The 14167-nt window shown below is 39.8% G+C and carries 10 protein-coding genes; all 10 read right to left on the reverse strand.

Features of this window, described 5'->3' with window-relative positions; translation table 11 throughout:
* Positions 1-53: 53 nt before the first annotated feature.
* Positions 54-296 (reverse strand): hypothetical protein, encoded by a 243-nt coding sequence (locus tag PluTT01m_RS16175; RefSeq protein WP_125026243.1) that lies wholly within the window; start codon positions 294-296, stop codon positions 54-56.
* Positions 297-1028: 732 nt separating this feature from the next.
* Positions 1029-2351, reverse strand: a complete 1323-nt coding sequence (locus PluTT01m_RS16180) for an MFS transporter (RefSeq protein ID WP_011147346.1) — start codon at positions 2349-2351, stop codon at positions 1029-1031.
* A gap of 309 nt (positions 2352-2660) precedes the next feature.
* Entirely contained in the window at positions 2661-4271 is a 1611-nt protein-coding gene (locus PluTT01m_RS16185) for an AMP-binding protein (protein ID WP_011147347.1), read from the reverse strand.
* On the reverse strand, positions 4264-5430 hold the full coding sequence (locus PluTT01m_RS16190; RefSeq protein ID WP_011147348.1) for an MFS transporter: 1167 nt from the start codon (positions 5428-5430) through the stop codon (positions 4264-4266). The genes PluTT01m_RS16185 and PluTT01m_RS16190 overlap by 8 nt, the downstream gene beginning before the upstream one ends.
* A 24-nt stretch (positions 5431-5454) precedes the next feature.
* Positions 5455-6819: a Gfo/Idh/MocA family oxidoreductase gene (locus PluTT01m_RS16195; protein WP_011147349.1), complete on the reverse strand. Its 1365-nt coding sequence runs from the start codon at positions 6817-6819 to the stop codon at positions 5455-5457.
* Complete coding sequence (locus PluTT01m_RS16200; RefSeq protein WP_011147350.1) at positions 6816-8027, reverse strand: citrate/2-methylcitrate synthase; 1212 nt, start codon at positions 8025-8027, stop codon at positions 6816-6818. Before PluTT01m_RS16200 ends, PluTT01m_RS16195 begins: the two co-directional genes overlap by 4 nt.
* Positions 8028-8188: 161 nt before the next feature.
* Complete coding sequence (locus PluTT01m_RS16205) at positions 8189-9202, reverse strand: nucleotidyltransferase domain-containing protein (protein WP_041380187.1); 1014 nt, start codon at positions 9200-9202, stop codon at positions 8189-8191.
* A gap of 122 nt (positions 9203-9324) precedes the next feature.
* Positions 9325-10350 carry an IS630-like element ISPlu19 family transposase gene (locus PluTT01m_RS16210; protein ID WP_011144720.1) on the reverse strand — a complete coding sequence of 342 codons (1026 nt, stop codon included), beginning with the start codon at positions 10348-10350 and terminating at the stop codon, positions 9325-9327.
* Between the two features lie 783 nt (positions 10351-11133).
* Positions 11134-12726, reverse strand: a complete 1593-nt coding sequence (gene lsrK, locus PluTT01m_RS16220; RefSeq protein ID WP_011147352.1) for an autoinducer-2 kinase — start codon at positions 12724-12726, stop codon at positions 11134-11136.
* A 215-nt stretch (positions 12727-12941) separates the two neighbouring features.
* The gene (gene lsrR, locus PluTT01m_RS16225) at positions 12942-13943 is read right to left on the reverse strand and encodes a transcriptional regulator LsrR (RefSeq protein WP_173362512.1); all 1002 of its coding nucleotides are present in this window, start codon (positions 13941-13943) and stop codon (positions 12942-12944) included.
* Positions 13944-14167: the final 224 nt, after the last annotated feature.

Raw genomic sequence — 14167 nt, forward strand, 5'->3', positions numbered from 1 at the left:
ATATGGGGAACGCGGTTAGGTGAGTTGTTTGCAGAAACAAATGATTCGAAACTTCAATGTTCATGCGCCTGATGTGACCGTTTATTACTGATTTTGGCATCTGAACAGAATTCATGACACCCTTTATTGATGAGATCGGCGGTTATTTTATTGATGAGAGCTTGCCGAATACCCTGCTGTTGACCCAGATCCCATTCAGAAATGGAATGGGCTGAGGGTTGACCAGAAAAGCTATATATTGGATGATGAGCTATTGATAATTTCAATTTGGTGATGGGTAAGTCATTTGACTTCATTCTGAAAATATTATCTGGCGGTAATCGATATTTTGATAAAGTGGTTATTATTATGCGAATACAAGTTAAAAACTCATTTAAATGAATGGCATTCATTGAATAGTTGTTGTAAATAAATAACTATTCCAAAATAGTACTCCACTTCGTACAACTCCTTGTGTAGCAAGGGCATACATAGCAGAGTTATGAGTTAGTACGGTCTATCAAGCATCAAATTTGCACTATTCAGATATCAATCAAATAGACTAACTGTATCGGTATTATGAAATCCTATTTATACCCGTTATCCTTCAAGTTGCCTCTTTGTTGGCTGTACTCGCTCACCCCGGTCACATAGTTACCTATGCTCCCAGGGATTCACTCCCTTGCCGTCACGATGCATCTTAAAATCCATAGGGTATAAACACCCTCCAATTTAAATAATTTAATTTTAAGACATACTATATTTAATTCAAATTTAAAATATAAAATATAACTTTTTCACTATATATATTTATAACTAAATACCTATATTCAATTATTTATTAAAATCATAAAAACCAATAGCGAAATTAATTTAAAATTTATGATTGATATTATTTTAAAAACAACATAGATATTAAAATTTACAATCCAACATAGTATCAAACATTCTTTACCAATTAATTAACAGCAAAGTATCCCCTCATATTTCAATTATTCAAGATTAATCATTTAGAATATATTAACCACCTATTATTCTTATAAAATCATCTATTTATGCCTTCTATAACTCACATCCTTAAATGTTAAAGATAAAGCGGCTATAATAGCTGGAATGGATAAAATGGCAAAAATAGTGCTATAACTTAATTCAAGCCTGATCAATTCTGCGCCAAATAAAGTACCGAAAATCCCACCAAATCTTCCAAATCCTAACATCCAGGCAACTCCCGTAGCCCTACAATGAGTCGGATAAAATTGTGCAGAGATTGATCCCATCGACGCCTGAGCGCCATTCATCGTTATCCCGGCAAGAAATATAAGAATACTCAATAATAATACATTTTCTTCCTGACCAATAAAAAAGACCAAAATACCAGCCAGGGCATAATTAGTTGCAACTACTTTATGAGGATTAATTCGATCCATTAACCAACCGGAAAAAACCGTGCTTATTACGCCTCCTAAAGGAAATAATGCTGTCAATGTTGCCGCCATGCTAACACTGAAACCAACATCGTTCATTAAAAACGGCATCCAACTTGTCAGAACATAAAAAACCAATGCTCCCATGCAATAGGTTATCCATAACATTGCCGTCCCAATTAAGAATCGATTAGATAAAACCGTTTTAATTGACGACTTATGTATAATTTCTTCTCCATCAAAGGTAAACTTATTTATATCATTTAAAGTATTACCGGTCATTTTAGACAAAATTCGTCTTATATTACCTTCTGCCCCCCCTTTCGAAACCAAATACCTAAGTGATTCAGGTAATAGAGAAAAGAGAAATAGCGATAGAAATAACGGCAGAATACCCCCTAAAATCAAAACCCCTTGCCAACCAAAATGTGGAATAATCCATGCAGAAATTATCCCACCCACCGCTGCACCAAGAGGAAAACCACAAAAAACGATATTTATTAACAAAGATCGCCGATTCTCTGGAGCATATTCAGATATTAAAGTTATTGCATTTGACATTGCCGCACCAAGACCTAACCCAGTCAAAAAACGCAAAATAGTTAATGTCTGTATTGAATCGGCAATAGCGGTAGCAAGACTAAGCAGGCCAAAAACAGTGACAGATATTGTCAACACTGACTTTCGACCGAACCGATCCGCAAGTGGACCGGCAAAAATCGAACCCAATGATAACCCAACAAGAGCGGCGCTCATAGCCGGCCCAAGAATAGCACCTTCTACTTTAAAATCATTAACCACGGCTGGTGCAATATACCCCATTAATACCGTGTCAAAACCATCAATCACAACAATTAAGAAACATAAAATTAATACTTGCCATTGAACTTTCGAGAATTTTTGATTATTAATAACATGTTGGATACTGACTGTTTTAGTGCTATTCATCTTGAATCACCAATGTCATAAAATTCACTCCTCTTAACTATAAAGATAAATTATCAGTTTAATAATAGATGTAAAGAAAATTTATTTTCAATGTTTCCTGCGTTAATTTTATTAATATCCATATTATCATCATGAAAAACATAATTGACGTTATTATTTTCACTTTAGAACATTTCCCTGAAATATTTCCATTGACTAATAATCATCTCTTTAATTTAAAATCTCTGTTCTCTGAATTCACAGATAAAAATCTGCATTAATAACAATGAAAGACATGTGATTCTAAAAACCTATCCCACTCTTGAGATCTCAGGAATTCCTAATCAATTGTCTCAATTGCCCTTTTATGATTTTTCCACTTGCGTTTCTGGGTAAAGTTAAAAAAGTATAACCTTTAGGGCGCTTATAGCGCGCCATTACCGTACAAATATAATTGTCCAATTCATACTCTGTAACTGATGAAGTTTCTTCGAGCTCTATAAATGCATACGGTACTTCACCCCAATGTGAATCTGGCTTTGCTACAACGGCGGCAGCTAAAACACCGGGATAGTTTGACAGTATATTTTCCAATTCCAGACTAGAAATATTCTCACCACCAGAAATAATAATATCTCTCTTTCTATCTACAATTCTGACATAGCCATCATTTTCAACGACAGCCAGATCCCCTGTGAAAAGCCATTGACTTGCTGCATCAAGAGTCACATGCCGATCTGGATCATAAGATGCAACCATATTTCCACGAATTACAAGCTCACCAACAGTCTTTCCATCAAAAGGCACCTGTAATCCCGTATTTTCCTCAATAACACAAACTTGACCTTGTAAATTTGAGACAATGCCTTGACGCATCCTCTTGGATATTCTTACGGATTTAGAGAGCTTCTCCCAATCGCTCTTCTCTTCACACACAACGACCGGGCCATATGTCTCAGTCATACCATAGACTTGCGTTACTGCTATTCCAATGGAATCTAATAGAGAAAACATCATCTCTGTAGGCGGCGCACCTGCGACTAATCCATGAATTTTCTCCTTAAAATGCAGCCCTTGTTTCCGCGCAATAGTACCTAATGCGCAATGGACAATAGGCGCTCCACAATAGTGTGTTACCTTATGCTTCTGCATTAGCAATATCGCTTCTTCTGCGTCAAACTTGCGCATACAGATGTGTGTACCTCCCCGAGCAGTGATAGCCCACGGAAAACACCACCCATTACAGTGAAACATTGGTAACGTCCATAAGAACGTCGGTCGTTTTGGTATATCCCAATCCAGAACATTAGAAATAGAATTAAGAAACACGCCACGGTGAGAATAGACAATAAGTTTAGGTTGTCCACTTGTTCCTGAAGTTACATTTATGCTGATCGCCTCTTGTTCATCTCGTAGAGAAAAAGACAACTCTCCCGATTTATGCGTAGTTATCAGCGATTCATATTGAATAAATTCCCGGTCAGAAATTGATTCTGAAATGACTGCGCCATCCACATCAATAACGATGATCTTTACTTGTTTGTCTAGAGAAACATCATCCAACAGTGAAATAAAGGTTCTATCAATAAACAATACCTTAGGATTAAGTTTTTTAAATATAAAATTTAAAGTATTTGAGTCCGTTCGGGTACTGAGCGCATTCAAGATACCGCCTGCCATTGGAACCGCAAAATGTAATTCAAGAAGCTCGTGTATATTGGGTAGAAGCGCGGACACAACTGTTTCTTTACAAACGCCCATTTTTTTCAAAGCTATTGCAAGCCTTTCACACCGAGATGCATATTGGCTCCAAGTCCAATGACATTCTCCATCTATGACAGCAATATCATCTCCATTACTCAGTATTGCTCGTCTTAGAAATGAAATAGGCGAAAGCGCGACACCATCATATTCACTTAAGAAAAAATTAGAATCAGTCATATTTCTCACTCCCTTTTTTATATATGCTAAAAGCGATTGATATCATGATAAGAAGCAATATAGCGTCGATAATAATTGGTGCATCAACTCCACCAAATTGCTGAGCATATGGTGTTACAGCTTGGCCGACTGCTTGAGCTAAGAAAGTACTTGTTCCTAAGAATCCATAAATTGCAGGTATTTGTTCAACAGGATAAGTCTTCGATATAAACTGATGAAAGGCAGTGAAATAAATGGTACTGCCAAGACCACCCAATAGTAACATTACCCAAAAGCCTAAGTGAGCTGATATCAAAAGAGCACCGCTCGGTTGCAAAAACAAAAGTATAAGAGAGATGACGAATCGTGCCTTTAAAGCTATTTTTCGTAACAGCTTACGCAGTGGTAAAACAAAAAAACCTCCCGCAGCCGCAACAGCAAACGAATAGCCAACCTCTATTGGATTGAATCCACTAGCGTATACAGCAAAGATAGGCCATGAGGCTAACCATAAACCAAGACACATAAATTCCAGATGGTGAACCAGAAGTAACCTCCAATTACGACTAAGGAGTTGAGCTAACGTTATCCGAATATGTTCACGACTATGATTGTCAGTAGATGTAATAGCAGTTTTTTGGGGCAATATTATCAGACACAAGGAATACAGAATTGCTGAGAATAAGAAAACACTATAAAGGTCAAACTTCGCAACGATAATCCCACCTGCCATTGGACCCGCTAAACGCCCAGCATTTTGGGAAATAACATAGCTATCATTCACCGACTCAAAATTCGGAGATTGGGAAAATCTATTAAGCTGCGTTCGCCAAGAGATAATGAATCCTGAAAAAAAAGCCCCTTCCAGCAGTCTGGAACACAATAGTAAACTAACAGGGTTGCTAAAAAGGAATAAACAGATGCTACAAGACATAAGTCCAATTAATGCACCGGTATATATCTGTAAACAATTTTTAGGTGAGATAAATTGCCCCATAATAGGCTGGAATACCATTCTTCCAATAGCAGTTCCCGATAGGAAGACGGCTGCTTGTGTTGTGGAAAAATCCGTTGTTTCTACAAACAAAGGTATATAACCCACGGCCGCAGTAGCTGCGGCCCAAAAAAGGAAACCTCGAACAAATGTAGTAAAAGGTAGCAGATCTAATTTTCCGTTCATAACTCGGCCTCTACTCTACTTGAACTATTGAGGAACTGTGTTTGTCTTAGAGACCTGTTCATAAACCGCAGCAAGCAATGCAACTGAATTTTCGTGAGTTGATAACTCTGAGTTCGCATCTCCACCACTTAAAAAATCGCGAAGCTGCTCTTTTCTTGCGTGGACATTCAAGCCCGCGCATAGAGGGAGGCTTGGGTTTAACTGTGATAGATCTTTGCGGTTGATTCGTAACACAGTTTGTTCTCCCCTCCGGGTAAACATTGGATGGGTAGCAATAGTTATATTAAAATCTTCCGGTATCGTGTCACCTTCTGTCAGTTTCCGAAAAGAATTCGATACGATGCTAATTGAGCAGAAATGCCCTAGATGAATATTTACGATTTCCTGTCGTATTCGTCCATCGCTTGGAATACTATTCGGCATTATCCTGCCAGTTAAGGTTGTTTCTATCAGATCCATGCTGAAAAACATTCGATGTTGAATACCTTTGGAATAATTTCCTATTACTGAGAAGTCTAACTCACCATAGTCCGACAATTGATGTGCAATTTGATCTTGATTTTTATCCTCTTCCTTAAGGGCATGTGAATAAGTCGTAAATGGTAGAGCTTCCGCTAGCGCATTTGGGCGGACTACCATTGTTTTGACATGTGGTTTCAGGAGGTCTATATCCTGTATTTTTTTATTGTAGAGTGCAAAGCGAGCGACCAGATCTAAATAATGATACCCAGAATAAAATAATACTCCATAACCGTATTTAAGTGGATGGTTTTCCAAATTGAGCATTTCCGATGGAATTACCCACCACCCGCCACCAAAATGAACATGCATTGATGTGATAGGTATTTGGAATGAGCTCATGAATTCAGTTAGAAACTTTTCCACATATCTATATCCAAATTGCATTCGACGTTCACAACTGATTACAAATCTACTGTTGGTTTTTCTCGAAGCAGTCAATAGTTCTGCAAAATCTACCATTAAATTTTCCGCGTTTGACGAATAAGGGGCGGTTATTGGTTTATCCATGAACACGTTCAGTCCATTTTCGGCTGCCCATAGAGCATATACTTTATGAGCTTTTGGTTCAGTGCTCACTATAACAGCATCAGCCTGATAGACTTCTGGAATTGCAGAAAGTAACCTGTAAATTTCGTCTGAATCTGGATAATTTCTGTATTTTTCATCAAGAAATAAGTATGCTCTGGGCTTTAATCCCTTCTCATTTAATGCACAGCGAATTTTCATTTCTCGGCATTTCAAGTCAACTATAAGCATAACCTCAATGGTATCGCGGTACTCCAATAGAACATCTAAATATCTATTTAAAAAGTGAGGACCACATCCAAATACGATTAGTTTCCGTACTGGTTTATGCTTTTTTTTCATAAATATAGCTCCTGTGGTCGCAGAATTGGCGCTTTACTGTCAATACTGTCATAGTAATGAGCCAACCAACCAGCAGCACGACTAAAGCAAAGGAGAGCAGTATTCATGTGCGACTTGAAACCAGCTCTACGAAGTAGCAACCCATTAAATAGATCCGGATTTGGGTATAATCCCCGTTGCGAAAAATACGGCCTTTTCGATACTTCCGATGCAAGTTCCTGTGAAATATTTACATAGGAAGAAATAACATCGAATTTTGCCTTCTGTTTGATAAGAATATCGCTCATGTAAGAAGCTCGTGGGTCTGGTTGTTTGTAAATTCGATGACCAAATCCCATAAGACGTTGCTTTCTTTCTACTAGTTCATCAATAAAAGTACTAATATTTTTAGAATTGTCGTGTATATCATCGATCATTAAACCAACTGCCCCACTCGCTCCGCCATGAAGAGGACCGCTGAATGCGCAAATACCCGCAGCTACAGCATTAAATGGATCTGCACCGGAACTCGCTACAGCTCTAACGGTTGCAGTTGAGCAGTTCAGCCCATGTTCTGCATGAAGAATTAAAAACTTGTTTAACATTTCTTCTGCTACATCGTCACACTGTTGGCCAAAACATGTTGCTAAAAAGCTTGCAAAGAATCGATGCTTAGTACCGAAAAAAGTTTTAAATACAGGTTCGGATATAGCATATTTCTGAGCATATATAGCAATTGCGGCAGCTATTGCTGCCAAAATAGATGCAGTAATTATCAAACGTTCGTCCTTTGTTTTTACAGAACAGTCAGAAAGCCATTTACCCTGCGAAGATAAAACTGCAATTGTGAGGAAATCAGTGGGAGTAGTATCGAATATTACTGGTGTTAACTTTTCAATATGCTTGAGTGCTGATAGGTAATTGTTATGGAGCATATCTAAAAACTCTTCACTTCCTTCTGAATTTAGTTTTCCTGTAATCAGAAGATACACAACATCACTAAAAGAATAGTTATTTGCTAGGTCTCGGACATTATGGCCTCGGTACTCAAGCTTCAACTCTTTTTCATCGATTCGACCTATATTACTTCTACAGATGGCTGTTTGCATTAAACCTTCATCGAGTATCTTCATCTTTATTTTTCGATTTGGCTTGAGAATAGTTTGGTCTGACAATTGTTGTACTTCAAAAAATTCGTTAATTGATCTTGCCAAAATTTTCGATGTCATGCTCTATTCCTCTTCATAATATATGTTCATTAAACTGACACATTGATTTAAATAGGATTACAATAATCAAATTATTACACTAGCTAATGACGATGTTTGGATACGAATCAATATCTTACTCATCGTAATATGTTTAGCTAAAAGAACTAACATCATTCCGTCTATAAAATTGACTTCTCGACCTGTACCATATGTAATTTCTCTGCCACTATTTCACATGCGTCAAGTAATGAATAGAATAAATTTTCTAATTCCGCTCGACTTCCAATAAGCAATTTTTGCTTCAGCGTATTCTCACTTTCTTTTAGGTTTTGCGTATATTTAATAATGTCGGTGAAAATTTCGTTGTCTCTGTAATATTCCAAAACCTGAGTTTTCTTTGTTGGATAGAAACCACTTTTTAGGATTTGCAAAGGGCGTAAGCAACCGTGATCGGTAAGTTTCATCATCAGCCCAAGCATATAATGTGCTCGATGTCCATATGTACCAGAAATCAGATAAGAACGAGCTATTTGCCTTATAGTAAATAAATTATTAATAATGCCATATATATCGCTTTTCAATGACGGTTTCATTTCTAAAGCAAGATCCCCATAGACACGCTTAGTTCCATTAATGAGCGCATATGCTCTGAAACTAGGATACTGGTGAACATTCGATTCACTATATACAGAGATGGATAAATCCTTGAACCTAGATTGTGTTGAGCGAATTGCTTCAAGGATAACTGTATCGACCTTATCCACGATAACAATAGAGTCTATATCTGAACCACTTCTCATATCACCTCGGGCAGCACTACCGTGGAGATAAAAGGCTAATAATCTATCTCCAATAAACTGCCTTAAAAGAATAATCACTTGATCAATAATCGGTTGTAATGAAAGAAGATCGTCTACTTTACCCTGTGCTGAAACAATACGTGTCTCCGGGTAAAAGTGCTGCAACAACGTCGAATAGTACTCCGCGATTCCACTTAACCGTGCCGCTGCATCACGAAAAATATTAATATTGGATAAAAGTTCTTTTTCAAACTTTTGCCAAGATGTATTGCAAGTGACCAGCCAATTAAGATCTTCTGTTGGTATTTTCAAAACATATGCACTATTTTTGTGAATACAAGATAGTTCCTTCGATTCGAGCAAACGATATAGCCCCAATTCGGCGTAACGCATTGCCCAACCAAGCTGGCGTACTCCCCAAACGTGAGTCTTTGGCGTCAAGTTTCTGAGGTAGTAAAGACGTGCAATATGAGCAACGCTAAAAACTGCTTGTCTATATATATACCCAAGAAACTTCAAGATGCAGTTTTTAGCACCTGAAAATGGTCGTTAATTCTAGACATCAGCGAGTCCGCTATATCCGGTAGCGTTGTGGTGAAAAATTTGAAGACGTTGTCTCGAAATTCATGTTTATCCGCAAAATAACGGTTATTTCGAACCTGTTCATTCATGACCTTCCATAATCGCTCTATTGGGTTTAAATTTGGGCTATAGGGAGGAAGGTAATGTAACTCAATATTGCTAACATAAGCCCACTCCTTAACAAGATGAGCTTTGTTGTAACCCGCCCCATCCACAATAAGATGAATTTTTTGATGATAGTCAGGATAAGACTTTCTTATTTCATTGAAAAAACAGCAAATGTTGTAGTCATTGATGGTTTGATATTCCTGGAACACCGTACGACCAATGGCATTCAGGTTGAGCGCGCCCAATATATTCAGGCGAGTCCGGCTTCCTGTTGTTTTTACTGTTTTTTTCTCGCCTTTTCGCATCCAGCCATAACCGAGTTTGGTGCCTTGAGTCGGGTGAACAGCATCAAGAAAAAGGATGGGTTCGTCTTTCGCTGTGACTTTAAGATTCTCATAATATTCAATAAATTGTCGCTGTTTTTCTGCGTCGAATTTATGAGGGACGCCACAAGGTTTTTTATAAGAAAAACCCTGACGGTGTAGCCATTTATTCATGCCGGGAATGCTAAAGGTAATATTCCAGAGCTGAGCAACATAGGCCACGATTTCATGGGTGTGATGGAAAAGATGTTGAGATAAGTGATTGATTAAAAAATCAGTTTGTTCTTGAGAAAGCAAACTATCAGACCCCCCATTATCAGATTTAAGTTTACCTTGATTAAGGTAATCGCTGATATGACGGTTAACGGTCATTTCATGAAGACGCAGGGCCTGAGCGATCATCACTGAACTCCAGCCTTCAGAGGCCAGCAGGACCGCTTTGATGCGATCACACTCCCTCTTATCACGGCAGGTGTGATGGAGATGTTCAAGTTCGGCTTTTTGTTCATCGGTAATGAATATTTTCATAGCGAGGATAATGATCTCCATTTCGGATAAAATCAAGCATCTTCAATGATTACGGGTATATCAAGATTTCCTTTGATATTAGGGAGTACCACATCACTTATTTTTTCCGACCGTAAGAGCCAAGGATTCTTAGTAAATTGCCACATACAATGAGGCGGATAATATGACAACTCATTAATCGTAAGATAATTTAGGGTAAACTCAAAAAACTCCGCCTGAAGGTATCTTAGCGATGTAATGCAACCTGTGACGAAATTATCAGGTAAAATCACGTAGAAATGCCTCACACACCGAGAAGAATAATCGGGTTGACGGAGATATGAATCAGTTTCCACAATACCAAGGAGATTCTCTCCAAAAACTTCTAATGCGGACTGAATAAAATAGTCAGTTCTTGCGTCCATATAAATTTACTCTATAAGTATATCAAATCCATAAATCATGCATCGAATCAAGCTACATGCTTTAATAGGTTATAGTCGTAAGCAACAGGGATCTCAATTAAAAACGGTTCATTAAGAAGATATGCCTGTTCCAAGACTTTCGGAAGTTCTTCTTTTTGAATTTGTTCCCATATTAAGAAATACAATCGGTACCTTTCAATTCTAGATCCACATCACAGTATTATTGAAGCAGCCAGACCATGAATACTGGTAAATTCACTGTTATCACAAACCACTACCACGACATCACACAATTTCAGGCATTAAGGGAATACTTGGTGCACAAGTCGCCTATCAGCACGAGCGCACCCAGCAATACGGCAGATTAACTCATTGCAAGCTATAATCCCGGCGCCTTCCATAATGAAGTTGTCAAACCATGATCGACCAACGTTAATTGATCGGCGTATATCGCCTGCCAGTCCTGTTTAGCCTTCTGATACACTTCACAATGTTCAGGATTTGGCTGATATTCATGTTGCCAACGCACCAATTTTTCCCCCGTCGCCCCCATTGCATCATAAAGCCCAACCCCCACTCCGGCAGCAATGGCACACCCCAAAGCGGTCGATTCTTTAACCATCGGCACCCGAACCGGCAACCCTGTCACATCAGATAAAATCTGACTCCATAATTTTCCTTTTGAACCACCACCCGCGAATACCAGTGAATCCGGTTTCACTGCGGAAAAAGCAGAAATCAGATCCAAGTTACAGGCCGAGACAATCGCGGCATTCTCTTCCAATGCACGAAATAGAGTCGCTTTATTGCATTTCTCAGGATCAATGGAAAGGTTAATAAAGGAAGGTGCTGCGTGATACCAAGCTTTAAACCGCATCACATCAGAGAAAATGGGTATGACACCGTAAGCGCCCGCCGGAACTCTGGCCGCCATATCTTCCAGTAAGCTATAAGTATCAACGCCAAGACGCTCCGCCAACAGCTTTTCTTCCGCGCAAAATGCATCCCTAAACCAACGCATGGTTAAGCCAGTAAAGAAACTAATCGACTCCGCCTGAACCATGCCGGGAATAACATGAGGATTTATCCGTGTATTCATATTTGGGTCAGTGACCGGTTCAGGCAGATTAACAACCTGCTGCCAAAATGTGCCACCAATAACGGCGGTCTGGGCAGGTTTGACCACACCTAAACCAAGACAGCCGAGCTGTACATCACCACCGCCCATAATGACCGGTGTGCCAATATTCAGTCCACATTGAACAGCGGCTTTCTCCGTGACGTAACCTAACAAGGTTCCCGTCTCTTTTACCGGCGAAAGAATATCAGAACGCAATCCTGCCATTTCCAGTAGATCGGGACGCCAATCACGGCTTACCAGATCCAGCATGCCTGTCGTACCGGCATTGGAGGGATCGACTGCCAACTCACCACTGAGCATATTTGCCAGCCAGTCGCTGATCATGGTTAAGGCCGTCGCCTGATGATAGATATCCGGGCGATGATGAGCTAACCATAACAGACGAGGCATTGCACCCAACGCTAATGTTTGCCCTGAACACCGATACACATCATATTCAAAAGTGCTGTCATACAACGCCTTCAATTCACTCACTTCTTGGCTGGAACGCGCATCCACATTAGCACAAGCCCAGATCGGCTCACCATTGCGGTTATAAAGCACGATACCTTCCCGCATAGAGCAAGAAGCCACTCCCTGAATAGCACTGGCAGGCAATTGTGCGGTTTTCAGCGCCTGACGGATACATTGGCAAACAAGCTGCCAGTTCGTCGCTAAATCAAACTCCATTGAACCCGGTACATCAGGTACAGGCTGATGTATCCATTCAGCCTGCCCTGCGGCAATCTGATTTCCTTCAAGATCAAATATCACTGCACGAACACTCCCTGTTCCTGCATCAAGCGCCATCAGATATTTTCCCGATGGATTAGCACTACGGCGTTGATTCATGATGCTATCCTCAGTTCAATTACTTTTTGAATTTATATACCCGTCATCTTTCAAGTTGCCTCTTTGTTGGCTGCACTCACTCACCCCGGTCACATCGTTACCTATGCTCCCGGGGATTCGCTCCCTTGCCGCCGCGATCCATCTTGAAATCCATTGGGTATAGCTTTACCTCAAATTTTTTCTGCTTACTTTCACGGATAGAATAAATATAGGGTTTAACGCAGCAAATTCAGCATGACTCTGGCAGTCTGTTCTTCCGTCACCAGCCCATTGATATATTGACCATTCAGCGCAGCAATAATGGCTTCCGCTTTCTCTTCCCCTCCCGCAACACCAATCACTGTCGGGATGGTTTTCAGTTCTGGCATGGAGATACCAATCAGCTCCTGATGAATCTGCATATCCTCCACCAGTTCACCATCAGCGCGCATAAAATAACCAAGGATATCGCCCACAGCGCCTTTCCGACCAAACATTAGCTGTTCACCACCACTGATATAACCAGAACGCATAATTGTCGCCTGCTGTTGCTGATTAACTGCACCAATACCAACGATAGCAATATCAGCCGCACAAGCCGCTAGCAAAACATCTCGGACGCTGCTCTCCTGACGAAATGTTTCAGCAACCTGAGCAGTGGAAGCACGTAATGGGGCAGGGATAATATTGATTGAACAGGCGGCATCCAGTTGACCAATACCGGTCATATAAGGACCGACACCTCCAGATAGTGTGACTAACCTAATTTGTTGTGATGAGATAAAACCACTTAAATGTTGCAATGCGCACATGGTGGTTTCACCAAATCCCACGGCCAATAATTGCTGCGGTTCAATCAATGCCATCAGCAAATGTGCCGCACCAACCCCTAATCTGGCACTAAGATTCATATTCGCCAGTGCAGGCAAAACGCGCACCTGTTTCAAAGAGAAATGTTTTTGCAGGGTATCTTCCAGCGCCAAACACCCCTCGTAACGAGAGTTAATTTGTACCCGAATGACGCCTGATTGCCGCCCTTTCTCCAGTAATCTGGAGACTTTTAACCGGCTCAAACCAAGCAAATCGCCGATGTCACCTTGTGTCAGGCCATCGTGATAGTAAAACCATGCAATACGCGCAAGTAGCTCTTCTTCACTCATGCTATTACCCGGACTGGCGTCCTCAGACGGTATATTTTTCTCTTTAGCTGATTTTTCTTTCACTGATTTTATCGACATAACCACTTTCTTTTATCCGCACTCAACAGATAACCATTAAAACGTATAACACGCCAGAATTTTACCGCAAAAATTTGAACACAATTCAATGAATATATAAATTTTTCACAAAGTATGATTTAAATATTGCCAAGATCACAATTTAACAGCTACCATGCTGAACAATTGTTTTTTAAATAGATAAATGTTCATTTTGTTTGCCTCCGCACCTGCATGTAAGAGGA

It is taken from the genome of Photorhabdus laumondii subsp. laumondii (assembly GCF_003343245.1).
Taxonomy (GTDB): Bacteria; Pseudomonadota; Gammaproteobacteria; order Enterobacterales; family Enterobacteriaceae; genus Photorhabdus; species Photorhabdus laumondii.

What these genes read in the sequence shown, in the direction of transcription:
- PluTT01m_RS16175 (WP_125026243.1), bottom strand. Translation starts at nt 296, where the DNA reads ATGAAGTCAAATGACTTACCCATCACCAAATTGAAATTATCAATAGCT.
- PluTT01m_RS16180 (WP_011147346.1), bottom strand. Translation starts at nt 2,351, where the DNA reads ATGAATAGCACTAAAACAGTCAGTATCCAACATGTTATTAATAATCAA.
- PluTT01m_RS16185 (WP_011147347.1), bottom strand. Translation starts at nt 4,271, where the DNA reads ATGACTGATTCTAATTTTTTCTTAAGTGAATATGATGGTGTCGCGCTT.
- PluTT01m_RS16190 (WP_011147348.1), bottom strand. Translation starts at nt 5,430, where the DNA reads ATGAACGGAAAATTAGATCTGCTACCTTTTACTACATTTGTTCGAGGT.
- PluTT01m_RS16195 (WP_011147349.1), bottom strand. Translation starts at nt 6,819, where the DNA reads ATGAAAAAAAAGCATAAACCAGTACGGAAACTAATCGTATTTGGATGT.
- PluTT01m_RS16200 (WP_011147350.1), bottom strand. Translation starts at nt 8,027, where the DNA reads ATGACATCGAAAATTTTGGCAAGATCAATTAACGAATTTTTTGAAGTA.
- PluTT01m_RS16205 (WP_041380187.1), bottom strand. Translation starts at nt 9,202, where the DNA reads ATGCGTTACGCCGAATTGGGGCTATATCGTTTGCTCGAATCGAAGGAA.
- PluTT01m_RS16210 (WP_011144720.1), bottom strand. Translation starts at nt 10,350, where the DNA reads ATGAAAATATTCATTACCGATGAACAAAAAGCCGAACTTGAACATCTC.
- lsrK (WP_011147352.1), bottom strand. Translation starts at nt 12,726, where the DNA reads ATGAATCAACGCCGTAGTGCTAATCCATCGGGAAAATATCTGATGGCG.
- lsrR (WP_173362512.1), bottom strand. Translation starts at nt 13,943, where the DNA reads ATGTCGATAAAATCAGTGAAAGAAAAATCAGCTAAAGAGAAAAATATA.